Source organism: Bradyrhizobium sp. 61, from assembly GCF_023073075.1.
GTDB classification, from domain to species: Bacteria; Pseudomonadota; Alphaproteobacteria; order Rhizobiales; family Xanthobacteraceae; genus Bradyrhizobium; species Bradyrhizobium barranii.
Genome location: NZ_JADPIU010000103.1, coordinates 180,667 through 203,820, shown reverse-complemented (window position 1 = coordinate 203,820; position 23,154 = coordinate 180,667). Strand labels below are relative to the sequence as shown.

General features: G+C 64.6%; 20 protein-coding genes. 8 read left to right on the top strand and 12 right to left on the bottom strand.

The features are described 5' to 3' along the window. Window positions 1-127 precede the first annotated feature (127 nt). The 7 genes from IVB46_RS40530 to IVB46_RS40500 all read right to left on the bottom strand — a co-directional run bounded on the left by IVB46_RS40530 (window position 128) and on the right by IVB46_RS40500 (window position 7,070). Window positions 128-526: an iron-sulfur cluster assembly accessory protein gene (locus IVB46_RS40530; protein WP_080586712.1), complete on the bottom strand. Its 399-nt coding sequence runs from the start codon at window positions 524-526 to the stop codon at window positions 128-130. A 49-nt stretch (window positions 527-575) separates the two neighbouring features. After that, window positions 576-947 carry an SUF system Fe-S cluster assembly protein gene (locus IVB46_RS40525; RefSeq protein WP_014495549.1) on the bottom strand — a complete coding sequence of 124 codons (372 nt, stop codon included), beginning with the start codon at window positions 945-947 and terminating at the stop codon, window positions 576-578. Next, window positions 944-2,191, bottom strand: coding sequence for a cysteine desulfurase (locus IVB46_RS40520; RefSeq protein WP_247310743.1), 1,248 nt, complete (start codon window positions 2,189-2,191; stop codon window positions 944-946). Before IVB46_RS40520 ends, IVB46_RS40525 begins: the two co-directional genes overlap by 4 nt. Beyond that, a complete protein-coding gene (gene sufD, locus IVB46_RS40515) occupies window positions 2,188-3,492 on the bottom strand; it encodes a Fe-S cluster assembly protein SufD (RefSeq protein ID WP_063983521.1) in 1,305 nt (434 codons plus the stop codon). Before sufD ends, IVB46_RS40520 begins: the two co-directional genes overlap by 4 nt. Before the next feature lie 11 nt (window positions 3,493-3,503). After that, a complete protein-coding gene (gene sufC / locus IVB46_RS40510; RefSeq protein ID WP_028161255.1) occupies window positions 3,504-4,256 on the bottom strand; it encodes a Fe-S cluster assembly ATPase SufC in 753 nt (250 codons plus the stop codon). A gap of 62 nt (window positions 4,257-4,318) precedes the next feature. Next, window positions 4,319-5,815, bottom strand: coding sequence for a Fe-S cluster assembly protein SufB (gene sufB, locus IVB46_RS40505; protein ID WP_208071631.1), 1,497 nt, complete (start codon window positions 5,813-5,815; stop codon window positions 4,319-4,321). Window positions 5,816-5,930: 115 nt separating this feature from the next. Then, complete coding sequence (locus IVB46_RS40500; protein WP_247310745.1) at window positions 5,931-7,070, bottom strand: cysteine desulfurase family protein; 1,140 nt, start codon at window positions 7,068-7,070, stop codon at window positions 5,931-5,933. Window positions 7,071-7,415: 345 nt separating this feature from the next. On the opposite strand from IVB46_RS40500, the gene IVB46_RS40495 reads away from it, so the two are divergent. Next, window positions 7,416-8,063 carry an alpha/beta hydrolase gene (locus tag IVB46_RS40495; protein WP_014495555.1) on the top strand — a complete coding sequence of 216 codons (648 nt, stop codon included), beginning with the start codon at window positions 7,416-7,418 and terminating at the stop codon, window positions 8,061-8,063. Between the two features lie 8 nt (window positions 8,064-8,071). Further along, complete coding sequence (locus IVB46_RS40490) at window positions 8,072-8,584, top strand: DUF1697 domain-containing protein (RefSeq protein ID WP_247310748.1); 513 nt, start codon at window positions 8,072-8,074, stop codon at window positions 8,582-8,584. On the opposite strand, the gene IVB46_RS40485 is transcribed toward IVB46_RS40490, so the two are convergent. From IVB46_RS40485 to IVB46_RS40475, 3 genes are all read right to left on the bottom strand, one after another. After that, window positions 8,581-8,904, bottom strand: coding sequence for a multidrug efflux SMR transporter (locus tag IVB46_RS40485; RefSeq protein ID WP_247310751.1), 324 nt, complete (start codon window positions 8,902-8,904; stop codon window positions 8,581-8,583). The genes IVB46_RS40490 and IVB46_RS40485 overlap by 4 nt on opposite strands. A gap of 10 nt (window positions 8,905-8,914) precedes the next feature. Continuing rightward, window positions 8,915-9,592, bottom strand: a complete 678-nt coding sequence (locus tag IVB46_RS40480) for a glutathione S-transferase family protein (RefSeq protein ID WP_247310754.1) — start codon at window positions 9,590-9,592, stop codon at window positions 8,915-8,917. Window positions 9,593-9,704: 112 nt separating this feature from the next. Then, window positions 9,705-10,808, bottom strand: a complete 1,104-nt coding sequence (locus IVB46_RS40475) for an anhydro-N-acetylmuramic acid kinase (protein WP_247310757.1) — start codon at window positions 10,806-10,808, stop codon at window positions 9,705-9,707. 164 nt (window positions 10,809-10,972) lie between these two features. On the opposite strand from IVB46_RS40475, the gene tyrS reads away from it, so the two are divergent. From tyrS to IVB46_RS40460, 3 genes are all read left to right on the top strand, one after another. Further along, the gene (gene tyrS, locus IVB46_RS40470; RefSeq protein ID WP_063983526.1) at window positions 10,973-12,226 is read left to right on the top strand and encodes a tyrosine--tRNA ligase; all 1,254 of its coding nucleotides are present in this window, start codon (window positions 10,973-10,975) and stop codon (window positions 12,224-12,226) included. A 56-nt stretch (window positions 12,227-12,282) separates the two neighbouring features. Further along, window positions 12,283-13,542, top strand: a complete 1,260-nt coding sequence (locus IVB46_RS40465) for an MFS transporter (RefSeq protein ID WP_247310760.1) — start codon at window positions 12,283-12,285, stop codon at window positions 13,540-13,542. A gap of 219 nt (window positions 13,543-13,761) precedes the next feature. Next, window positions 13,762-14,205: a DoxX family protein gene (locus IVB46_RS40460; RefSeq protein ID WP_071914328.1), complete on the top strand. Its 444-nt coding sequence runs from the start codon at window positions 13,762-13,764 to the stop codon at window positions 14,203-14,205. 55 nt (window positions 14,206-14,260) lie between these two features. Here the strand turns inward: IVB46_RS40460 and IVB46_RS40455 are convergent, their stop codons facing one another. Then, window positions 14,261-14,404: a hypothetical protein gene (locus tag IVB46_RS40455; protein WP_161495809.1), complete on the bottom strand. Its 144-nt coding sequence runs from the start codon at window positions 14,402-14,404 to the stop codon at window positions 14,261-14,263. Window positions 14,405-14,565: 161 nt separating this feature from the next. Here IVB46_RS40455 and IVB46_RS40450 point away from each other — a divergent pair, with 161 nt between their 5' ends. Together IVB46_RS40450 and IVB46_RS40445 are read left to right on the top strand one after the other, a co-directional pair. Further along, complete coding sequence (locus IVB46_RS40450) at window positions 14,566-16,257, top strand: methyl-accepting chemotaxis protein (RefSeq protein WP_085401071.1); 1,692 nt, start codon at window positions 14,566-14,568, stop codon at window positions 16,255-16,257. A gap of 271 nt (window positions 16,258-16,528) precedes the next feature. Continuing rightward, window positions 16,529-18,223: a methyl-accepting chemotaxis protein gene (locus IVB46_RS40445; protein WP_247345396.1), complete on the top strand. Its 1,695-nt coding sequence runs from the start codon at window positions 16,529-16,531 to the stop codon at window positions 18,221-18,223. Between the two features lie 159 nt (window positions 18,224-18,382). Here the strand turns inward: IVB46_RS40445 and IVB46_RS40440 are convergent, their stop codons facing one another. Beyond that, window positions 18,383-22,183: an AsmA-like C-terminal region-containing protein gene (locus IVB46_RS40440; protein WP_247311539.1), complete on the bottom strand. Its 3,801-nt coding sequence runs from the start codon at window positions 22,181-22,183 to the stop codon at window positions 18,383-18,385. A 202-nt stretch (window positions 22,184-22,385) separates the two neighbouring features. Here IVB46_RS40440 and IVB46_RS40435 point away from each other — a divergent pair, with 202 nt between their 5' ends. Continuing rightward, window positions 22,386-23,075: a peroxiredoxin gene (locus IVB46_RS40435; protein ID WP_247310769.1), complete on the top strand. Its 690-nt coding sequence runs from the start codon at window positions 22,386-22,388 to the stop codon at window positions 23,073-23,075. The last annotated feature ends 79 nt before the right edge of the window (window positions 23,076-23,154 follow it).

Below are 23,154 nucleotides of genomic sequence, written 5' to 3'. Positions count from 1 at the left end.
CTCGTCGCCGCCTACAACAACATCCCGCGCAAATGCCTTGACTTCCGAACCCCCGCAGAGGCCTTCTCACGAGTGTTGCACTTCGAGTGTGAATCCACCTCCCCGCGTTCGCGGGGACGACAGCGACTTACCCGTCGATCTTCGCGGGCCGCAGCTCGACCGACTCGCCGCAGCCGCAGGCGGAGACCTGGTTGGGGTTGTTGAAGACGAACTGGGCCTGCATCTTGTCGGCCTTGTAGTCCATCTCGGTGCCGAGCAGGAACAGCACGGCCTTGGGATCGACCAGGATCTTAACGCCCTTGTCCTCGACCACCTCGTCGGTCGGGCGGACGTCATGGGCGTATTCGACCGTGTAGGACTGGCCGGCACAGCCGCCGTTCTTCACGCCGACGCGCAGGCCCACGATCTCGGAATCGGCGCGGCTCGTCAGCTCGCTGATGCGCTGGGCCGCGGCATCCGTCAGCCGCATCACCTGCGGGCGTGGCCGCCGGGGCTTTGGTGTCGAAGCTGGTGTTGCCTGGGTCATGTTATCTATGTGGTCCGTTGCGGAGCGAATTCAATGCGAGCTGAGACCGTCACCACATGTTGAGCACGAGGCGGGCCTCGTCGCTCATGCGTTCCGGCGACCACGGCGGCTCCCAGACAACCTTGACGTCGACCACGCCGACGCCGGGGACGCTGGCGACCGCGTTCTCGACCATGGTCGGGAGCTCGCCGGCAGCCGGGCAGTTCGGCGTCGTCAGCGTCATCTGGACGTCAACCGAGCGGTCGTCCTTGATCTCGACCTTGTAGATCAGGCCGAGCTCGTAGATGTCGGCCGGGATCTCCGGATCGAACACGGTCTTGAGGCCCGCGATGATCTCGGTGGTGAGACGCTCGGTCTCCTCAGGCGGCAGCGCCGACTGGGTCTCCATCGGATTGGCTTTGACTTCGGCCGTGTCACTCATGCGAACAAATCCCGCGCCTTCAACAGCGCCTGTGCCAGATGATCGACTTCTTCCCGCGTATTATACATGCCGAACGACGCCCGGCAGGTGGCGGTTACATTGAACCGCTCTAAAAGCGGCATCACGCAATGGGTGCCGGCGCGCACGGCGATGCCCTGGCGGTCGATCACGGTGGCGACGTCGTGGGCGTGGGCGCCCTTGAGCTCAAAGGAGATCACCGGGCCCTTGCCCCGGGCGGTGCCGATCAGCCGCAGCGAGTTGATCTCGCGCAGCCGGTCCTGGGCATAGGTGGTGAGATCGTGCTCGTGGGCGGCGATGCGCTCCTTGCCGATCGAATTGACGTAGTCGATGGCCGCGCCGAGGCCCACGGCCTCGACGATCGCGGGCGTGCCGGCCTCGAACTTGTGCGGGGGATCGCCATAGGTGACGATGTCGCGCGAGACCTCGCGGATCATCTCGCCGCCGCCGTTATAGGGACGCATCGCGACGAGGTGGTCGTACTTGGCCCAGAGGATGCCGATGCCGGTCGGCCCGTAGACCTTGTGGCCGGTAAAGACATAGAAATCGCAGCCGAGATCCTGGACGTCGACAGGCAGATGCACTGCGCCCTGGCTGCCGTCGACGAGCACGGGAATGCCGCGGGCGTGGGCGATTTTCACGACGTCCTTGATCGGCACAATGGTGCCGAGCGCGTTCGACATCTGCGTGATCGCGACCAGCTTGGTCTTCGACGTCAGCAGCTTCTCGAACTCGTCGATGAGGAAGTTACCCTCGTCGTCGACCGGCGCCCACTTGATCACGGCGCCATGGCGTTCCCTGAGGAAATGCCACGGCACGATGTTGGAGTGGTGCTCCATGATCGAGATGACGATCTCGTCGCCCTCTTTGATGTTCGGTTCGCCCCAGGACGACGCGACGAGGTTGATCGCCTCCGTCGCGTTGCGGGTAAAGATGACCTCTTCGGTCCGCGGCGCGTTGATGAACTGCGCAACCTTGCTGCGACCGCCCTCATAGGCCTCGGTGGCGGCATTTGCGAGGTAATGCAGGCCGCGATGCACGTTGGCGTATTCGTACGTATAGGCCTGCGTCATGCGGTCGAGCACGGCGCTCGGCTTCTGCGCCGAGGCGGCGTTGTCGAGATAGACCAGCGGCTTGCCGTAGACCTGCATGGCGAGCGCCGGAAAATCCTGGCGCACGCGTGCGACGTCGTAGGCACCGTTCTTGACTGCGGGATGCGTGCTCATTGGCGCCGCTCCAGCCAGCGCTCGGCGATACCAATCACGTGCTCGCGCAAACCGTCATCGGCGATCTGCTCGATCGCTTCGCCCACGAAAGCCTGGATCAGTAGCGCCTGGGCCTGCTTCTCCGGCAGACCGCGCGCCTTCAGGTAGAACAGCAGGCTGTCGTCGAGCGCGCCGGCAGTGGCGCCGTGGCCGCAGGAGACGTCATCGGCGAAGATCTCGAGCTCCGGCTTGTTGTCGGCCTCGGCTTCGTCCGAAAGCAGCAGCGCGCGGGTCATCATCTTGCCGTCGGTCTTCTGCGCGTCGGGACGGACGATGATGCGGCCCTGGAACACCGAATGGGCGCGATCGTCGATCACCGCGCGGAAGACCTCGCGGCTGACGCAGTTCGGCACGGCATGATCGACCACCAGCGTGGTGTCGCCGTGCTCGGTCTTCTGGAGCAGGTTCACGCCGTTGACGGAGAGGTCGCTGCCCTCGCCCGCCATCGTGATGAAGCCCTGGAGGCGGCTGACGGCAGCGCCAGTCGTCATGTTGAAGAAATTGAGCTTCGTGTTCGCGCCGACCGTGACGAACTGCGAAGTCACATTCACTGCGTCGGGTGCATCGTCCAACAGGCGGATATGCGCGACGTCGGCATTGTCGCCGACCGAGAGGATGACGGCGTCGTTGACCTGGTAGGCCTTGGCACCGGCCGCAACAAAGCTCTCGATGATGGTGGCGCGAGCGCCGTTCCCGACCGCGATCCGCGAACGGCTGAAAGCCGACGCGGACGAAGCGGTCGCGATGTGGATGATCTGGATCGGCGCGGACAGCTGCGCACCGTCGGCGATCGACAACACGACGCCGTCGGTTGCCAGCGCCGCATTCAGCGCGATCACGGCATCGGTGGCCGCGGTCTTCAGGAGACCTGCGTCCTTCTCCAGCGCTTCCCGCAGCATCTTGAGGCCCGCCTCAGAGGCAAGCGCCTTGACGTCGGAGAGATCGGCCGCGAACACGCCGTCGACCAGCACCAGCTTGCGGGCGCCTTCGATCGCATGCGCCTTGACGGCATCCGCGGCACGCTTCAGCGCGGCCGCATCGGGGCTGGCTGCAAGCGGCAGCACCTCGCCGACCAGTGCACGCAGGTCGGTGTATTTCCATTCCTCGATCCGGCGATGCGGCAGGCCGAGACGTTCATAGGTCTCGAACGCCTCGCGGCGTACCGCGATCACAGAAGGCGAACCCGGCAGGCGGCCTTCGGCGCTGGCGAAGAGATCGCTCACCGCACGGCCGTTTCCGGTCTTTGCCACAGCAACGTTCATCCTAAAATTCCTTACGCGGCATCCTCGAACTGGGCGTAGCCGGACGCTTCCAGCTCCAGCGCCAAGTCCTTGCCGCCGCTCTTCACGACACGGCCCTTCGACATCACGTGCACGACGTCGGGCACGATGTAGTTCAGCAGCCGCTGATAATGGGTGATGACGACCATCGCGCGTTTGGGCGAGCGCAGCGCGTTGACGCCGTCGGCCGCAATGCGCAGCGCGTCGATGTCGAGGCCGGAATCCATCTCGTCGAGGATGCACAGGCTCGGCTCGAACAGCGCCATCTGCAGCACCTCGTTGCGCTTCTTCTCACCGCCGGAGAAGCCGACATTGACGCCGCGCTTGAGCATGTCCTGCGGGATGTTCAGCGACTTCGAGACCTCGCGGACCTTCCTCAGGAAGTCCGGGGTCGAATATTCGCTTTCGCCGCGCGCCTTGCGCTGCGCGTTCAGTGCGGTGCGCAGGAAGGTCATGGTGGCGACGCCGGGAATCTCGACCGGATACTGGAACGCCAGGAACACGCCCTTCGCGGCGCGCTCGTTGGGATCCATCTCCAGCAGGTCCTCGCCCTTGAACAGGATCTGGCCGTCGGTAACCTCGTAGCCGGGCTTGCCGGCGATGACGTGGGAGAGCGTCGATTTGCCGGAGCCGTTCGGCCCCATGATCGCGTGAACCTCGCCCTCGTTCACGGTCAGCGTCAGCCCGTGGAGGATCTCACGCTCCTCGACACGAACCTTCAAATCCTTCACTTCAAGCAAAGCCATCTTGGTGTCCAGTCTATTCAAATGATGCATGGAGCGCCGTAGCGCACCGCGAGGGTCGGCGATTAGCCGACCGACCCTTCAAGCGAGATCGAGATCAGCTTCTGCGCTTCCACCGCGAATTCCATCGGCAGCTGCTGAAGCACGTCCTTGACGAAACCGTTGACGACGAGGCCGACGGCTTCTTCCTGGGTGAGGCCGCGCTGGATGCAATAGAACAGCACGTCCTCGGAGATCTTCGAGGTCGTCGCCTCGTGCTCGAACGTCGCCGAGGAGTTCTTGGCCTCGATGTACGGCACGGTGTGCGCGCCGCATTTGTCGCCGATCAGCAGGGAATCGCAGGCGGTGAAGTTGCGCGCGCCGGTCGCTTTCCGGTGCGCGGTGACGAGCCCGCGATAGGTGTTCTGCGACTTGCCGGCGGCGATGCCCTTCGAGATGATCCGGCTCGACGTGTTCTTGCCGAGGTGGATCATCTTGGTGCCCGAATCGACCTGCTGGAAACCGTTCGAGATCGCGATCGAGTAGAACTCACCGCTGGAATTGTCGCCACGCAGGATGCAGCTCGGGTACTTCCAGGTGATTGCGGAGCCGGTCTCGACCTGGGTCCAGGAAATCTTGGACCGGTCGCCACGGCAGTCGCCACGCTTGGTGACGAAATTGTAGATGCCGCCCTTGCCTTCCGAATTGCCGGGATACCAGTTCTGCACCGTCGAGTATTTGATCTCGGCATCATCGTGCGCAACGAGCTCGACCACGGCGGCGTGCAGTTGGTTCTCGTCGCGCTGCGGCGCGGTGCAGCCTTCGAGATAGGAGACGTAGGAGCCCTTGTCGGCGATGATCAGCGTGCGCTCGAACTGGCCGGTGTTGCGCTCGTTGATGCGGAAATAGGTCGACAGCTCCATCGGGCAGCGCACGCCCGGCGGCACGTAGACGAACGATCCGTCGGAGAATACCGCCGAGTTCAGCGTCGCGTAGAAATTGTCCGACGTCGGAACCACCGATCCCAGATATTTCTGCACCAGCTCGGGATGCTCGCGGATCGCCTCCGAGATCGGCATGAAGATCACGCCGGCCTTCTTCAGCTCCGCCTTGAAGGTCGTCGCAACCGAGACCGAATCGAAGACCGCGTCGACCGCGATCTTGCGCCGGGCCGGATCCTGATCGCCGGGCTTCGGCTCGACGCCCTCGAGCATCGCGACTTCCCGCAGGGGAATGCCGAGCTTCTCGTAGGTCTTCAGAATTTCGGGGTCGATCTCGTCGAGCGAGGTGACCGTCTTCTTCGGCTTCGGCGCCGCGTAATAATAGAGGTCCTGGAAGTCGATCTTGGGATAGTCGACGCGCGCCCAGGTCGGCTCGGTCATGGTCAGCCAGCGCCGATAGGCCTCGAGCCGCCACTGGAGCATCCAGGCGGGTTCGTTCTTCTTCTCGGAGATGAACTTGACGGTCTCTTCCGACAGTCCCTTGGGGGCCTTGTCGGACTCGATCAGGGTCTCAAACCCATAACGATACTGATCGACGTCGATGCGCTTCACGCGCTCGACCGTCTCTTGCACGGCTGGCATTCTATCCTCCGCTCGCGGTTTCAAGGACCGCGGTGGATCACAAACTTGGACGAGTATTACGATGTTTTTCGGCAGAAAGCACGCGCTTAGAACCGTTCAAGCCGTGTTTCGTCGCTTAGGCTCTAAGTAGGGTATTACCAAGCTTTCGCCAAGCCTCTAACGCCCTGTTGATGTCATCTGGTTCCGTGGACCAGCCCAGACTGAGACGCACCGCTCCCTGAGCAACGGTGGCATCATACCCCATCGCCGACAGCACATGAGACGGCTGCACCTTGCCTGATGAACAGGCCGAGCCCGAGGACACAGCCACGCCTTCGAGATCGAAGCCAATCACGGCGGTTTCGGCCTTCAGGCCGGGGGCAGTGAAAAGGATGGTATTTGACAACCGCTTGATGTCATCCGCGAAGATCATCGCACCGGCAATCCCGCGAATACCGTTTTCCAAGGAATCTCTGAGGGTTGCCATCCGCTCCACATCCTCCGGCAGAGCCTGAAGGGCGGCTCTCACCGCTGCCCCGAATCCGGCGATGCCGGCGACATTCTCGGTTCCCGCGCGCCGGCTCAGCTCCTGTCCCCCGCCCCGCAGCACGGGTTCCAGTCCAGCGATCCCCTCCGCCATGACCAGCGCGCCGACGCCCTTGGGGCCGCCGATCTTGTGCGCCGAAAAGGTTGCAAGGTCTACGTCCATAGCCTTGATATCGAACGGGATTTTCCCCAATGCCTGGATTGCATCGACGTGCAGGAGCCCCCCGGCCGCGTGGACGATCCCAGCAGCCTCTGCGATCGGCTGAATTGCGCCTGTCTCGTTGTTCGCAGCCATGATGGAGACCAGAGCTGGCGGGCCGTCGCCGAGCAACGCCTTCAGGCGGTCGAGGTCGATGACACCGGAGCGTGTGACCGGGATCTGGCTGACCTTGTCCGCTGGGAACCGGCCGCCTGACAGCACCGAGGCATGCTCGACAGCCGAGACCAACAGGCGTTCGACAGGACCGCCGGACGACCCCCGCAGACCGGGCGACAGCGCCAACGCATTCGCCTCGGTTCCGGCTGAGGTGAAGACGACGTTCCTCGGCAATGCACCGACGGCCGCCGCGAGCGTGGCACGGGCTTCCTCAACCAGCCGGCGCGCCTCGCGCCCCTCGGCATGAACCGAGGACGGATTGCCGATCAGCTCCCAGGCGGCGAGCATCGCGGTCCGCGCTTCAGCACGCAGCGGCGTGGTCGCATTCCAGTCGAGATAGACGCGGCTCGGCATAAGGTAATATATTACTCCACGGATCGGGTTGGTGTGCCCGTCCTAGAGCCCGACATGGGCCCCCGTGGAGCGGTTGGCAACTCGATTCCGAATCCCCGTCGCGCAATGACGCCGCCATGACACGCTAACATCTTGAGCCCATTGCCGGATGTTCAAGATGCTTGCTTTTTGACCCTCGCCTCATGTTAGAACGCCCGCGTCAGTTCACCGCGCGCCGCTCGCGCACCATCCGAGGGCGCCGCTCCACTCTTCCATTCGCGGTTTGATCGGCACAGCAGTCGATGAAGTCCGCACAATCGGTTGATTGCTGAAGAGCGTCTTCAAGGGATCAATCAAGAGATCATCATGCCTGAAGTCATTTTCACCGGCCCTGCTGGCCGTCTCGAAGGCCGCTATCACCCGGCCAAGCAGAAGAACGCGCCGATCGCGATGATCCTGCATCCGCATCCGCAGTTTCACGGCACGATGAACCACCAGATCGTGTACCAGTGCTACTACGCCTTCGCGCATCGCGGCTTCTCGGTGCTGCGCTTCAACTTCCGCGGCGTCGGCCGCAGCCAGGGCTCGTTCGACCACGGCACCGGTGAATTGTCGGATGCGGCCGCAGCGCTCGACTGGGCGCAGACCATCAATCCCGAAGCACGCGCCTGCTGGGTCGCCGGCTTCTCCTTCGGCGCCTGGATCGGCATGCAGCTTTTGATGCGCCGTCCCGAGGTCGAGGGCTTCATCTCGATCGCGCCGCCGGCCAACCTCTACGACTTCTCGTTCCTCGCGCCCTGCCCGTCGTCGGGGCTGATCGTGCACGGCGAGAAGGATGCGGTGGTGCCGCCCAAGGACGTCAACACGCTGGTCGAGAAGCTGAAGACGCAGAAGGGCATCGTGATCGACCAGCAGGTCATCCCCGGCGCCAACCACTTCTTCGACGCCAAGCTCGAGCCGCTGATGGAAACCATCACGGCCTATCTCGACATGCGCCTCGCCAACGTGCGCTAAGGCCTCAAATGGGCTCCTTCGTCGCCTTGCTGCGTGCCGTCAATGTCGGCGGCACCGGCAAGCTGCCGATGAGCGAGCTCAAGGCCATGTGCGAGGAGTTCGGCTTCGCCGCCGTGCGCACCTATATTGCGAGCGGCAACGTCGTCTTCACGAGCCGCAAGTCGGAAGCTGCAATCAAGACCGCCCTCGAAAAGCGCCTGCACGCCTACGCCGGCGCGCCGGTCGGGGTGCTCGTGCGTAGCGCCGCCGAGATGGCGCAAGTCTCGGCCAACAATCCTTTTCCAAAGGCAGCGCCCAATCGCACCGTCGCGATCTTCCTCGACAGGGCGCCACCTGAAGACGCCCTTACCAGCATCCGCGGCCAGAACAACGAAGAGCTCCGTCTCGGCCGCCGCGAGATTTACGTGCACTATGGCGACGGCATGGGGACGTCGAAGCTCGTCATCCCCGCCGCCAAGACCGGCACCGCGCGCAACATGAATACCGTCGCAACGCTCGCGAAGATGGCCGCGGAGATCTAGGCCAGCTTGAGCGCGGCGATCCCCATCAGCACGAGCGCGATGCCGGCAAGCTTCATCGCGCTCAAGGTCTCGCCGAACAGCACGACGCCCAGCAGGAAGGTGCCGGCCGCGCCGATGCCGGTCCACACCGAATAGGCGACGCCGACCTCCAGCACCTGCAAAGCGCGTCCGAGCAGGAAGACGAAGGCGGCGAGCAGCACCAGTGAGGTGATGCTCCAGCCCGCCCGCGTGTAGCCCTCCGCATATTTCGTCGAGATCGCCCAGCCGACATCGAGCGCACCGGCGATCACCAGCATCAGCCAGGCCATGGATTGCGACATTGGCGCGCGCTCAGGCCGCAAGCTTCAGCAGATGCGCGTCGTGGCGCACCAGGAAGGCACGCAGCAATTGCGGATAGTCGGCGCCGACTGCAGTGCGCACGCTCGGACGTTTCGCAAGCTCCGCGCGCCATGTGCGGACCTGCGGCAGATCGCTGAAGATGCCGTGCTCGGTCAATTCGTCGAACAGGTCGAAATAGCGGAAGATCGGGGCGAAAACCGCATCCACGAGGCTGAACGCATCGCCTGCGAAGTAAGGCCCTGCACCGAGCGCTGCCTCCACGCGCGCGAATTTCGCCGCAACCGCCTGGCGCTTGCTTTCGAACGTCGCCGGATCGGTCGTGGTCTCCAGACCCCAGAGGTCACCGAGGATCGCCGAGCCGAACTCCATCCAGGCGCGATGCTCGGCGCGCTTCAACGCATCCGCCGGATGCAGCTTGAGGCCCGCCTGCGTCTCCTCGATGTATTCGCAGATCACGTTGCTCTCGAACAGCGCGACCTCGCCCTTCTCCGTCGTCACCACCAGGACCGGCACCTTGCCGAGCGGCGAGCGTTTCAGAAACCAGTCGGGCTTGTTGGCGAGATCGATGTCGATCCGTTCGAACGGCACCCCCTTCTCGTTGAGCGCGATCACGGCGCGCTGCACATACGGGCAAAGCTTGTGGCTGATGAGTTTCAGTGAAGCGGTCATGGCAATGATCCCGGCGGTTTGATGCAACTGCATCCAATATAGATGCAATTGCATTCACTCGTCAAGATCGATGCATTTGCATCAACCGTCCTTGGATCTTAAGGCCCGGACCTCAGGGCCGCGCCATCACGCCGCCCGTCATCGGCATCGGCACCCCCGTCGTGGCCGGGTAGGACAGCGGCAGCCCCTTGAGGCCGCGGGCGGCCAGGAAGCCGAAGGCCTGCGCCTCGATGGCGTCAGAGGCCCAGCCGAGCGTCTCGGCGGCCTCGACCGTGGCCGACCCTACCCGCTCCCGCAGCATCCGCAGCATGGTGAGGTTGCGGGCGCCGCCGCCGCAGACGATCCAGCTCCGCGGCCGGCGCGGCAGGAGCGAGATGATCCGGGCGATCGCGGCCGCTGTGAAGGCGGTCAGGGTCGCGGCGCCGTCGGCCGGCGGGACGTCGCCGAGCTTCAGCGCGACAAAGTCGTTGCGGTCGAGCGATTTCGGCGGCGGAGCTGCGAAGAACGGCAGTTCCAGTGCCCGCGCGATCCAGGCTTCGTCCGCCTTGCCGAGCGCTGCGAACTTTCCTTCCGCATCGAAGGCCTGGTTCATGGTGCGGTACATGAAATCGTCGAGCAGCGCGTTGCCCGGTCCGGTGTCGCAGGCGATCAGCGTGTCGTTGCCATCGATATAAGTGATGTTGGAGACGCCGCCGATATTGACGACGACGATCGGCCCTTCGCGCTCCAACGAATGGACGAGCGCCCGGTGGTAGACCGGCACGAACGGCGCGCCCTGCCCGCCGGCCTCGACGTCGGCGGCGCGGAAGTCGTGCATCACAGGGATATGGATCGCCCTGGCCAGCGCCGGCGCATCGCCGATCTGGACCGTCAGCCGCTTCTCGGGGCGATGCAGCACCGTCTGGCCGTGGAAGCCGACGATGTCGACGTCCTCCGGCTTCATCCGGTTCTGGGCGATGAAGGCTGCCACGGCCTCGGCGTGGGCCAGCGTCACCGCGCGCTCGGCCTCGGCCAGAACGCCCGGGCGGGCGTCGCGTCGCGGCAGGTGCACGGCCTCGCTCAGCGCCTGGCGCAGCAGATTGCGCTCCGCCGGGCTGTAGGCCCGGTAACCGGACGGCCCGAACGCCTTCACTTGCTTTCCGTCGGTTTCGATCAGCGCGACATCCACCCCGTCCAGCGAGGTGCCGCTCATCAAACCGAGTGCCGTCAACATCATGGATCAGCGTCCTCAAGAGACCCCCTCCGGCATGCCGATCTTGTGCCAGAGGGACACATCTTATAATGCCACAGGCAAAGTGGCGGGTGGCAATCGAGTTCCCACGGGAGACCCTTAAATTGCACCCGAAACAGTAAACCAAGAATTGTCAGGCTCGCCGACAGATGACTGCATTTAAATCGGATTTCCTCAATACCCTGCAGGAACGTGGTTTCATCCACCAGTGCTCCGATTTTGAGGGGCTGGACGCGCTCGCCGCCAAGGGCGAAGCGACCACCTATGTCGGCTACGATTGCACCGCCCGCTCGCTGCACATCGGCAACTACCTGACCATGATGATGCTGCACTGGCTCCAGCAGTCCGGCAACAAGCCGATCACGCTGATGGGCGGCGGCACCACCATGGTCGGCGATCCCTCCGGCAAGGACGAGACCCGCGCGATGCGCACCGTCGCCGAGATCGAAGCGAACAAGGAATCGATCCGCGGCGTGTTCGCAAAGGTGCTGCGCTACGGCGACGGCAAGAGCGACGCCGTCATGCTCGACAATGCGGAGTGGCTGACAAAACTCAACTGGATCGAGATGCTGCGTGACGTCGGCCGGCATTTCTCGGTCAACCGCATGCTGACCATGGACTCCGTGCGGCTGCGCCTCGAGCGCGAGCAGGAGATGAGCTTCATCGAGTTCAACTACATGGTCTGCCAGGCCTACGACTTCGTCGAGCTCGCCAAGCGCACCGGTTGCAAATTGCAGATGGGCGGCTCGGACCAGTGGGGCAACATCATCATGGGCGTCGATCTCGGCCGCCGCATGGGCACCCACCAGCTGTTCGCGCTGACGACGCCGCTGCTGACGACCGCATCCGGCGCCAAGATGGGCAAGACCGCGCAGGGCGCGGTCTGGCTGAACGCCGACCAGTTCTCGCCGTATGATTTCTGGCAATACTGGCGCAACACCGAGGACGCCGACGTCGGCAAATTCCTGAAGCTGTTCACGACGCTGCCGATGAGCGAGATCAGGAAGCTCGAGGCGCTCGGCGGCTCGGAGATCAACGAGGCCAAGAAGGTGCTTGCGACCGAGGCGACCGCGCTCTTGCACGGACGCGACGCCGCAAACCAGGCGGCTGAAACCGCGCGCCGCACCTTCGAGGAAGGCGCGCTGGCCGAAAGCCTGCCGACAGTGGAAATTCCGCGCGGCGAGCTGGACGCCGGCCTCGGCGTGCTCAACGCCTTCGTCAAGGCAGGCCTGGTTGCCTCCAATGGCGAGGCACGGCGCCAGATCAAGGGCGGCGGTCTGCGCGTCAACGACGAGTCCGTCAGCGACGAGAAGATGGCGCTGTCGGCGGCCAATCTGACGCCCGAGGGCGTGATCAAGCTGTCCTTCGGCAAGAAGAAGCACGTCCTGATCCGGCCTGCATAGGCTTATGAGCTTTTGATGCTTGTCAGGGCGCGCCGAAGCGCGCTCCCTGACCGGCAATGGATCAGAACACGCCCAGGGAAGCTTCGCGGGAACACGCCGGACGCACGCAGCGAGATGCGGTGCGCACCGCACTCATCGTGCTCGGACTGTGCTTCACGCTCGCTGTCCTCGGCCGCGGCCTCAGCGAGAGCTTCACTGTCTTCCTCAAGCCGATCTCCGAAAACTTTGGCTGGGACCGTGCGCAGGTCGTCTCGATCTACTCACTGACCTGGCTGATCAGCGGGCTGACCGCGCCACTGGTCGGGCGCCTGTTCGACCATTCCGGACCGCGCATCGTCTACGCACTCGGGCTTTTTCTGCTCGGCTCAGCCTTCCTGATCGCGGCGCGCGCGCAGGCGCTCTGGCAATTTCAGCTCTCGATCGGCCTCTGCGTCGGCATTGGCGTGGCCTTCATCGGCATTGTGCCGAACTCGATCCTGCTCGGCCGCTGGTTCGGACCACGGCTGCCGACCGCGATGGCGGTGGTCTATTCGGCGATGGGTGGCGGCGTGCTGGCGCTGCTCCCGACCTCGCAGCTTCTGATCGATCATCTCGGCTGGCGTGAAGCCTATCAGGTCTACGGCTTCGCCGCGCTCGGTTTGCTCGTGCCGCTGCTGCTTCTGCCCTGGCGCATGTTCGCGGTCGGCTCGCCGAATGTCAGCAAGAAGACCGATCCTGATTTCATCGACAACGGCTGGACGCTTGCGAGCGCGATGCGCCACCACGCTTTCTGGGCGCTGTTCTCGACCTTCTTCTTCACCGCGGTCGGCATGTATTCGATCGCGGCACAGATCGTGGCCTACCTCATCGATGCCGGCTTTCCGCCGCTCCAGGCCGCGACCGCCTGGGGTTTTTCGGGCGTGGTGCTGGTGTTCGGCATGCTCGGCGTATCCGCGCTCGACGGGCTGATCGGGCGCCGGCCCTCGGTACTGCTCAGCTACGCGATCTCGATCATCGGCATCGTCCTGCTCTGGCTCTTGCAGTATTATCCGAACATCATCCTGCTCACCGGCTTCGTCGTCTGTTTCGGCAGCATGATGGGCTCGCGCGGCCCGCTGATCACAGCGACCGCCATGAAGATTTTTCGCGGCAAGCGCGTCGGCACGATCTTCGGCACCATCTCGATCGGCAGCGGATTGGGCTCGGCGTTCGGCTCATGGAGCGGCGGCCTCATCCACGACTTCACGCACGGCTACAATCTCCTGCTCGTCTTCGCACTTGCGAGCGTGATCCTCGGAATGATTCCATTCCTGATTGTCCCCGCCTTGCGGGAGTAGGTCTCCCCGACGTAACCTGCACCCCTCCGCGTCACCGGGAAATTACGGGCGACACACGCTGCACCGCGTGCGAAACCGTCGGGCGCAACCGGAGTTAAGGGACGAACTGCGATATTTTGTCCACATGACAAAAATGTCAGCGCCGAATTGACCTCGGGTGGCTTGCGAGGCCGAACTGAATACGGTCCAAGTCGCCCATTGGATGGAGGGCACAAACCAATGAACTTTTCCTATCTCACTCGCTTTGAACCGGTTCTCCTGAGCCTGTTCCGCTTCATCACCGGCCTGCTGCTGTTTCAATTCGGCGTGGCCAAGCTTTTCAAGTTTCCGCCTTTGCCGATGTTCGCGAAAGTCGAACTGATGTCGCTTTACGGCGCGGCCGGCACGCTCGAACTGGTGCTTGGCGCGCTGTTGATCCTCGGCCTGTTCACCCGCCTCGCCGCTTTCATCCTCTCCGGTGAAATGGCCTTCGCCTACTTCATGGGACATATGCTCAAGGGCGAGACGCCGGTGCTCCTGCCGCTGCTCAACAACGGCACGCTTGCCATCCTGTTCTGCTTCGCCTGCCTCTATCTCTCGGCGGCCGGCGGTGGCCCGATCAGCGTCGATGCGGCGCTGGGCAACGAACGCGCCTCGACCGGCGGCGCATTTGCGCGACGCTGACGCGCGCAACTAGCGCTCAAGTCACGGATGGCACCGGCAGCTCTGCCGGTGTCATCTACCGCGAGCCCAGCACGTTCCAGATCAGGACGAGGGCCGCGACGAGCAGCGCGGACATGATGAGGCGGTGAACGAATCGGTTCATTGCCGCTCCCGCCAGGCTCGACCACCACCAAAGTCCCGGATCGATCTTCTCCAGCATACGCGCTGACGTGCGCCGAAGCATGTCGCTTTGCCTGCACCGTTACGCATCAGGCTGCGAACAGTCGCGCGCGCGGCCCGCGGCCGCATGCCTATGTTCATGATTGGTAAGAACTTCATGCTACCGATGCGAGCAATAACAACCATTTCGTAGAGGCTGCGATGAAGCTGCTGAGCCATCTGAAGATCCGCACCAAGCTTACCAGCATGGTCTGTCTTGCGGCTCTCACAGTCACAGCCATCATCGCGGTATCGGCCTTCCTCAGCAAGAGCCGCATGATGGAGGACCGGGTCCAGCAGATGAAGACCGCGGTCGACATGCTCTACAATCTCGCCCAGTCGGTCCAGGACGACGTCACCGCCGGCAAGCTGACGCAGGCCGAAGCCAAGGCCCAGTTCCACATGCGCGGACGGCGCATGACCTTCAACGGCAACCAGGGCTATCCGGTCGTCTACAACGCCGACACGTCGCTCCTCGTCAACGGCGCCAACCAGCAGCTCGAAGGCAAGATCACCGGCGCGATCGACGCCAACGGCGTCCTCATTGCCGACGCGATCCTCAAGGCCGGCGAACAGAATGGCGGCGGCGTAGCCTCCTATCTCTATCCGCGCCCCGGCCAGACCGAAGCGGTGCGCAAGACCGTGTTCGCGCGCAAGTTCGCCCCCTGGAACGCGACGATCAGCTATGGCCTCTATGTCGACGACATCGACGCCGATGTGCGCGCGCTGACGCTCGAGCTTGCCGCGGTCGGCTTCGGCCTGATGCTGCTGATGGCGACGTTGTCGTGGCTGATCGCCCGCGACGTGCTCGGCGCGCTCGATCGCCAGAAGACCCGCATGCAGGAGATTGCCGACGGGGCCATCGACAAGCCGGTCGAGGAGACCGGCCGCGGCGACGAGATCGGCCGCATGGCCGAGACCCTCGAAATGCTCAGGCAGACCGCTTTGACGGCGCGCACGCTGGAGTCCGAACAGGTCGCCGCCAAGAGCCGCAGCGAGCAGGAGAAGCGTGACGCGCTGATCTCGCTCGCCGACCGCTTCGATGCCTCGGTCGGCCAGCTCGTCGGCCTGATGGCCTCGGGCTCCGGCGAGCTCGAGACCACCGCCAAGTCGATGTCGTCCACGGCCGAGGGCACCAACCGCCGCGCCGCCGTGGTCGGCTCGGCGGCCACCGAAGCCAGCCAGCGCGTCCAGACGGTCGCGGCTGCCGCCGAAGAGCTCTCCTCCTCCATCACCGAGATCAGCCGCCAGGTCGCGCAATCCGCCGAAGTGACTGGCCGCGCCGTGGACAGCGCACGCCGCACCGACACCATCGTCCGCGCGCTCTCGGACGGCGCCCAGCAGATCGAGCACGTCGCCGAGCTGATCTCCAGCATCGCAGCGCAGACCAATCTGCTCGCGCTCAACGCCACCATCGAGGCCGCGCGCGCCGGTGAAGCCGGCCGCGGCTTTGCCGTCGTCGCCTCCGAGGTGAAGTCGCTCGCCAGCCAGACCGCGGAAGCCACCCGCGAGATCGGCGACAAGATCGCCCAGATCCAGGGTGCGACCAAGGAGGCGGTGGACGCCATCGGCGGCATCACCGCCACCATCGAGGAAGTCAGCCGCATCGCCACTTCGATCGGCGCGGCCATCGAGGAGCAAGGTGCCGCCACCGCCGAGATCGCCCGCAGCGTCTCGCAGACCGCTGAAGCGACCAAGGAAGTCACCACCAATATCGGCGGCGTCAGCACCGCAGCGAACGAGACCGGCAACGCCGCCGGCATGGTGCTCGCAGCCGCCTCGAACCTCTCCAAGCAGGCCGAGCAGCTCTCCGGCGAGGTCGGCACCTTCCTGGCGGGCGTGCGCGCGGCATAAGCCGCGCAACGCTACGCTGGTTCTGAACGCGACGAAGCATCGGCGAATCGATGCATCGATCGAACTGACACGCGATCGCGCGAACACGATCACGATCCGTTTTTTTTGGACACGTCGCCGCAGACCTCGGCGTCTCGTCTGCATATGCGTGTCCACGGCTGCGCGAATTGCGCCACGCCTGAATGCACCATGCGGTGCGTTCAGGAATCATAAGAACTTCCTGATACGGCTGCGCGAGAACAAGCATCTTACAACCGTTCCCGAGGCCGTCATGACGCTGCTCAGTCACCTGAAAATCCGCACCAAGCTCGCCAGCATGGTCTGTCTCGCGGCGCTTACAGTCACCGCTCTCATCGTCGCGTCAGCCTATCTCAGCAAGACCCGTATGCTCGAAGATCGCGCGCGCCAGATGCAGACGGCAGTCGATCTGCTGCACGGCTTCGCGCAATCGCTCCAGGACGACGTCACCGCCGGCAAGATGACGCTCGCCGATGCGCAAGACCAGTTCAAACTGCGCGGCCGGCGAATGAAGTTCAACGGCGGCCAAGGCTATCCCGTCGTCTATACCGCCGATTCAACAGTGATGATGAATGGCGGCGCGCCTCAGCTCGAGGGCAAGAACAACGGCATCAAGGATGCCAATGGCATCGTGATCGGCGATGCCACGGTGGCCGCAGGCAAGCAGACACCGGAAGGCAGTATCCTGTCCTATTTGTTCCCGCGTCCGGGCGAGACGGTTCCGGTTCGCAAACTGGTGTTCGCCCGCCAGTTCGCCCCCTGGAACGTCGCAATTGCCTACGGTCTCTATGTCGACGACATCGACGCCGACGTGCGCGCGCTGACGCTGGAGCTCGCCGCAATCGGCGTTGGCCTGATGCTGCTGATGGCGACGCTGTCCTGGTTGATCGCCCGCGACGTGCTCGGCGCGCTCAACCGCCAGAAGACCCGCATGCAGGAGATTTCCGAAGGCGCTATCGACAGGCCGGTCGAGGAGACCGATCGCGGCGACGAGATCGGCCGCATGGCCGAGACGCTCGAAGTGCTCAGGCAGACCGCTTTGACGGCGCGCACGCTGGAGGCCGAGCAGGTCGCCGCCAAGAGCCGCAGCGAGCAGGAGAAACGCGACGCCCTGATCTCGCTCGCCGACCGCTTCGATGCCTCGGTCGGCCAGCTCGTCGGCCTGATGGCCTCCGGCTCCGGCGAGCTCGAGACCACCGCCAAGTCGATGTCGTCCACGGCCGAGGGCACCAACCGCCGCGCCGCCGTGGTCGGCTCGGCCGCCACCGAAGCCAGCCAGCGCGTTCAGACCGTTGCCGCCGCGGCCGAGGAGCTCTCCTCCTCCATCACCGAGATCAGCCGTCAGGTCGCGCAGTCTGCCGAGGTGACGGGGCGCGCCGTCGACAGCGCACGCCGCACCGACACCATCGTCCGCGCGCTCTCAGACGGCGCCCAGCAGATCGAGCATGTGGCCGAGCTGATCTCCAGCATCGCGGCACAGACCAATTTGCTCGCGCTCAACGCCACCATCGAAGCCGCGCGCGCCGGTGAAGCCGGCCGCGGCTTTGCCGTCGTCGCCTCCGAGGTGAAGTCGCTCGCCAGCCAGACCGCGGAAGCCACCCGCGAGATCGGCGACAAGATCGCCCAGATCCAGGGCGCGACCAAGGAGGCCGTGGACGCCATCGGCGGCATCACCGCCACCATCGAGGAAGTCAGCCGTATCGCCACCTCGATCGGCGCGGCCATCGAGGAGCAAGGCGCCGCCACCGCCGAGATCGCCCGCAGCGTCTCGCAGACCGCTGAAGCGACCAAGGAAGTCACCACCAATATCGGCGGCGTCAGCACCGCAGCGAACGAAACCGGCAACGCCGCAGGCATGGTGCTCGCGGCCGCCTCGAACCTCTCCAAGCAGGCCGAGCAGCTCTCCGGCGAAGTCGGCACCTTCCTGGCGGGCGTGCGCGCGGCGTAAGCTTCCCGACGCCAATCCCTCCACATGCGTCATGGCCGGGCTTGTCCCGGCCATTCACGTTTTGCCGCGCGGCACGAAGGACGTGGATACCCAGGCCTTCGCCGCGCCGAAGCGGCTTCGGCCGCGCAGCCGGGACGAGCACCCGCGAATTCTAGTGGGTTATCGCCGCGCGAGGGTGCAGCCGCTCGACAGCTGGCGCGTCGATCCGGTCGAGCCGTCGTTCGACTGCGACGGGAATTCCTCGAACGGCGTGTTCTGCTTGCCGGTGTTGAATTCGAAGATCTTGCGGAACACACCCGGCACCATGGCCGAAACCGGATTGACGCGCATCACCGGCGCGGCCGGCGTGCCGACGACCTCGTAGGTCACGCCGATCAGGCCTTCCTTGTCGCCACCGCCCAGGAACAACCCGAGCACCGGAATCTGTCCGAACATGTTGTTCAAGCCGTACATCGGCACGAAGGTGCCGCTCATGCAGACCTGGTTGCCGGGATAGTCGATCGAGCCCTCGATGGTGGCGCCGATCATCGGGCCCTTGACGACGCCATCGCGGATCGTCAGCGCGCCGTTCTGGCGCGTGAACTCGGCGCGCAGCGCGCTGAAGGAGACGCCGTTCCCGGTGCCGTTGGGCGCGCCGGCGGCAACGCGTTCGAGCTGCGCCTCGCCCTTCACCGTGAAGTCGCGGACGTTGATGAGGCCCTCGCGCGTGGTGTTCGGCTCCGACGTCGGCGGCTCCATCGCCACCACCATCTGGCCGCCGCTCGCCTTGGTGTAGGTGTCGGTGAAGCGCAGCAACGCGCCGGCATCGTTGGTCTGGAGGTAGATCACCTCGCGATTGCCCTGGGCGCGGCCGCCGCGCAAATCGGCTGCCACCGGCGTGTCGCGGCCGATCTTGCCGTTCAGCGTGAAGGCTTTGACGGTGCCGTTGCGCCGCGACATCTTGCCGTCGACGCTGCGCATCGCCTCGCCGTTGAAGCCCGCGACGGCACCGAGCTTCACGTCGATGTCGAAATCGACGTTCTTCATCTTGTTCTTGGCGTCGTCCTTGGAATTGCCCGAGATCGCCGACTTCAGGAAACCGCGGCCGTCGAACACATCCCCGCGCATCGTGCCCCGCACCACCCCGTCCTGGCCACGCTCCACCTTCAACGAGGCCTTGTCGCCGTCGGACGGGGCGTAGGTCGGGAAGTTCGCGTTCATGAGGTCGCCGTTCGGATCGACTTCAAGCGAGCCCTTGATCGAGGCGCCGCCGCCTTCGACGACGATGTCCTCCAGGCGCGTTGATTGCGCCGTCGGCACCACCTTGAAGCTGGCCTTGGCCGACTTGCCCGGCAGCTTGACCCAGCCGGGCAGGATGTTGTCGAGCTTGACCGAGGTCAGGTCCGCCTCGACACCGAGCTTCGTCGTCTGGTCGGGACCTCCGGCGATCTTGCCCGACAGCTTGATCGGCAGCGATCCGCTCACGGCAGGGCTGAGGTCGAATCCGAGGCGCGCGCGGCTCGCATCGTCGAGCGTGGCCTGCAATTTGACGTCAGCGTCGCCCTCGGTCGGCTTGCGATAGTCCAGCGAAGCCGCCTGCCCGTTGATCTTGACGTCGCCCTTGACCTGATAGCCCTGGTTGTTGGCTGATATCTTGAGGTTGTTGGCCTCCAGCTTCTGGTTCATCACCAGCTTGTCGGCGGCAAAGCCGTTGAGGTCGGCGCTGACGGCGTAGCTGGTGTCGCCCTTGGTCAGCGCGCCCTTGACCGGCAAGCCGAGCTGGATGTTCGCCGAGAACGTTCCCTTGCTGGTGTTGGGATCGACGAACGTCGCCGACAGATCGCTGAGCCGATCATTGGAAAGGATTTCGGCGGCGGCCGCCACGGGTCCGTCGGCGCGGAACCTGGTCCGCGATGGCGACGGCTTGGGCGCCATATCCGGCACCTCGAAGACGAAGTCGGAGATCGTGACCTTGCGGCCCGCCGGCGTATCGGCAATGCCCTGCCCGATATTCACGGTCGCGGTGCGCCCGGTCACACGCGCCTTCAAATCGGCATCGTGCACCACCGGCATGCCATCCACGGGGCGGACCGCGACGCCACTCGCGACGATGTTGACCGACAGGCCGTCGTCGGGAATGGGCGGGCCCTTGCGCGGGAGGTTCTTCGTCGGCGAATTGACGCCGATCTCGATGCGCTGGAGCGTGCCGCGCTCGATCCGCTCGATCACCCATTCGCGCAACTCGGGAACGACAAGCGTCGGCCACATCCGCTTGAGCGCGGAGGCCGACATCGGCGTTCCCGCAAAGCCCAGCGTCAGCCGCGGCTCGCCCGAATAGTCGATGGCGCCGGTGCCGGCGACGCCGATCTCGCCATTGCTGATATCGGCTTGCGTCAGCAGCATGCGCTTGTGGTCGGTGTCGAAGCGGAAGCCGATCGCAATACGGTTGAAGACCAGCGGGGGCTCGTTGTCGATGCCGCCCAGCAGGATCGAGCCGCCGCTGAAGCCAAGCTGCCAGTCGTTGGTGGTGCCGTTGGGCGGCTCGAGATGGGCCAGAAGCGTCAGGCGGTTCGCGCCCGAGAGAATCTTGAACGGAGCGACCAATACCCGCCGGTTCGAATCCCACTCGACGTTGATCTCGGCCGAGTCGATCGCCATCGGATAATCTGGCGTGTCGGTGTCGATGATATTGCCCGCACCGACCGCGATCTTGCCGCGGAAGAAGGTCGGCACGCCGTCGCGGCCGAGCTCGCCCTTGAGCTCGCCGGTCAGCGGCAGGTCGGCGGTGTAGGTGAAGTCCTTCACCCGGAGTGCCAGCAGGATGTTGGCGGTGGAAAGCTTATCGGCGCGGATGTCGACCGAACGCACACCATTCTCGGCAGGGCCGATCGTGGCGCGCAGCGACCACGGGCGCGCGCCCTCCTCGCCGAGGCTGAGCGCGACGCCGCCATGGCTCGGCCGGCGCAGGCTGAGCGTGATGTTCTCAAAGCTCCATTTGCTGCCGCGCTGCTGATCGTCGACGATCAGATTGCCGTTCTTCAGACCGATCTCGTTGAGGTTCTGGCCGTCGAGGCCGGTCATACTCAGACTGTCGAGCCAGTCGAGGCCCTGAAGAATGCCGCTCGGGGCAGCGGCCTGGGGAGCGGCCTGCGATGCGTCCGGGCTTGCAGGTCCGGTGGCGAATGGCGGCGGCGGGACACCGTTGCGCGGGAATGTCGGCGGCAGGCCCGCTTCCTTCTTGGATGCGACGCCGGTTGCCAGCGGCTTGGCGGTGTCGCCGGCGGACACGGTGACGGTGCCGTCGGGCGCAATGCGGATCGCCAGCTCGGCATCGACGAGGTTGAGGCTTTCCGCGCGCAGGTGCCCCATCAGGAGACCCGCCCCCGACAGCTTCACTTCGGCCTTCGGCGCGGTGGCGACGATGGCGTGATCATGGTCGCGGACGACGATGTCGCGGATGCGCACGGCGATGCGGATCCGCCCGGCCCGCTCGATCTGGGTGCCGCCGACCTCCACGGTGTTGCCGTGGCCAATATTGTCCTCGATGGCGGCAGCGAGCCAGGGCGTCGCGATGTCGAGATTGATGGGACCTGCACCAAGCCGCCACCACAGCGCGCCGAAGCAGCCGATGAAAATGACGGCGAGGGCCCCGACCACGATGGCCAGCCGCTTCAGCCAGCGATCAGCCGCCAGCCAGCGGCGCATTGACGCAAACCCGTCACCGAAACGATGGAAGCCTGAATTGGAACGCGACAACAGCCGGCGCGCCCGATAGCCCGCCGCTGCTTCCTGATCCGGATCCCAGTCGGCGTCGTCCCATTCCTGCGGCTGCTGTTGACCGCCGCGCCGATCGAAATCCCGATTGTAATCCTGGGGCGACGTATTCCTTGCCATTGCCTCTCGATACAGGCGCCCATCGTAGGATTGAGCACCGCCGGGACCGCAGCCGTCCGCGGGAAGCGAAGCTCCCCGCGCCGGCATTGCCGCCATACCTCGAATGTTCCTGCTGTTCGTCATTTCGCCCCGGGCGCGCGTTCAACGAGCAGTGGGGTGGTGCGTGGAATTCCTTGTAACCATACCCCGGCGTCGCCAGACTTGCCCAGACGAGGGCGATTCCGGCACACCGGACGAGAGCTGCAATACCGCTTTGGTTGACCCGCCGAAAGCGACGAAAGGAAGGCGTATGTCCAAGAAATCCCGAAAGAAATCGTCCAAAACGCCCTCCGGCATCGCAACGGCTAAAAAGAAGACCCCGACCAAGCGGGCAACGACTCAAACAAAGTCCGCGAAAACACAGCGGACGCAGGCGAGCAAATCAACCAGGACCGTAGCAAAAGCAGGATCACATAAGGCCGCATCGAAACAGTTAAATTCCTCCAAATCGGCCTCCGCGCCCGCGAAGGCGAAGCCGGCCCTGACCGAAGGCCAGAAGGCGCCCGCCTTCCGGCTGCCCCGCGACGGCGGCGATGTGGTCTCGCTCGCCGACTATGCCGGTCGGAAGCTCGTCCTGTTCTTCTACCCCCGCGCCGACACGCCCGGCTGCACCCGGGAGGCGATCGATTTCACGCGGCTGGCGGACGCTTTCAGCGCTGCCGGCACGGCCCTGCTCGGCATCTCCGCCGATCCGTTAAGGGCCCAGGAGAAGTTCCGCGACAAGCACAGCCTCGGCATGCCCCTCATCTCGGATGAGAAACACGAGATGCTGGAGGCGTACGGCGCCTGGGGCGAAAAATCCATGTATGGCAAGAGCTTCCTCGGAGTTCTTCGCACCACGATACTGCTTGGTGCCGACGGCAAGGTAGCCAGGGTCTGGCGCAATGTCCGCGTCGACGGCCACGCCGACGAGGTGCTGGAAGCGGCAAGAGGCCTTTAACCAATCCGTTAAATTCGAGCGGTTCCGTTTCCGGAAAATTAACCATGACCGGCCCAGATTGCTGCGGCAATTAGGCCGT

Bases quoted from the DNA above. Each gene is read 5' to 3' on its own strand.
- IVB46_RS40455 (WP_161495809.1), bottom strand. From the start codon at position 14,404: ATGCTGGAGAAGATCGATCCGGGACTTTGGTGGTGGTCGAGCCTGGCG.
- IVB46_RS40435 (WP_247310769.1), top strand. From the start codon at position 22,386: ATGTCCAAGAAATCCCGAAAGAAATCGTCCAAAACGCCCTCCGGCATC.
- tyrS (WP_063983526.1), top strand. From the start codon at position 10,973: ATGACTGCATTTAAATCGGATTTCCTCAATACCCTGCAGGAACGTGGT.
- IVB46_RS40475 (WP_247310757.1), bottom strand. From the start codon at position 10,808: ATGATGTTGACGGCACTCGGTTTGATGAGCGGCACCTCGCTGGACGGG.
- IVB46_RS40445 (WP_247345396.1), top strand. From the start codon at position 16,529: ATGACGCTGCTCAGTCACCTGAAAATCCGCACCAAGCTCGCCAGCATG.
- IVB46_RS40520 (WP_247310743.1), bottom strand. From the start codon at position 2,191: ATGAGCACGCATCCCGCAGTCAAGAACGGTGCCTACGACGTCGCACGC.
- sufD (WP_063983521.1), bottom strand. From the start codon at position 3,492: ATGAACGTTGCTGTGGCAAAGACCGGAAACGGCCGTGCGGTGAGCGAT.
- IVB46_RS40440 (WP_247311539.1), bottom strand. From the start codon at position 22,183: ATGCCGGCGCGGGGAGCTTCGCTTCCCGCGGACGGCTGCGGTCCCGGC.
- IVB46_RS40490 (WP_247310748.1), top strand. From the start codon at position 8,072: ATGGGCTCCTTCGTCGCCTTGCTGCGTGCCGTCAATGTCGGCGGCACC.
- IVB46_RS40530 (WP_080586712.1), bottom strand. From the start codon at position 526: ATGACCCAGGCAACACCAGCTTCGACACCAAAGCCCCGGCGGCCACGC.
- IVB46_RS40485 (WP_247310751.1), bottom strand. From the start codon at position 8,904: ATGTCGCAATCCATGGCCTGGCTGATGCTGGTGATCGCCGGTGCGCTC.
- IVB46_RS40460 (WP_071914328.1), top strand. From the start codon at position 13,762: ATGAACTTTTCCTATCTCACTCGCTTTGAACCGGTTCTCCTGAGCCTG.
- IVB46_RS40465 (WP_247310760.1), top strand. From the start codon at position 12,283: ATGGATCAGAACACGCCCAGGGAAGCTTCGCGGGAACACGCCGGACGC.
- sufB (WP_208071631.1), bottom strand. From the start codon at position 5,815: ATGCCAGCCGTGCAAGAGACGGTCGAGCGCGTGAAGCGCATCGACGTC.
- IVB46_RS40480 (WP_247310754.1), bottom strand. From the start codon at position 9,592: ATGACCGCTTCACTGAAACTCATCAGCCACAAGCTTTGCCCGTATGTG.
- IVB46_RS40495 (WP_014495555.1), top strand. From the start codon at position 7,416: ATGCCTGAAGTCATTTTCACCGGCCCTGCTGGCCGTCTCGAAGGCCGC.
- sufC (WP_028161255.1), bottom strand. From the start codon at position 4,256: ATGGCTTTGCTTGAAGTGAAGGATTTGAAGGTTCGTGTCGAGGAGCGT.
- IVB46_RS40500 (WP_247310745.1), bottom strand. From the start codon at position 7,070: ATGCCGAGCCGCGTCTATCTCGACTGGAATGCGACCACGCCGCTGCGT.
- IVB46_RS40525 (WP_014495549.1), bottom strand. From the start codon at position 947: ATGAGTGACACGGCCGAAGTCAAAGCCAATCCGATGGAGACCCAGTCG.
- IVB46_RS40450 (WP_085401071.1), top strand. From the start codon at position 14,566: ATGAAGCTGCTGAGCCATCTGAAGATCCGCACCAAGCTTACCAGCATG.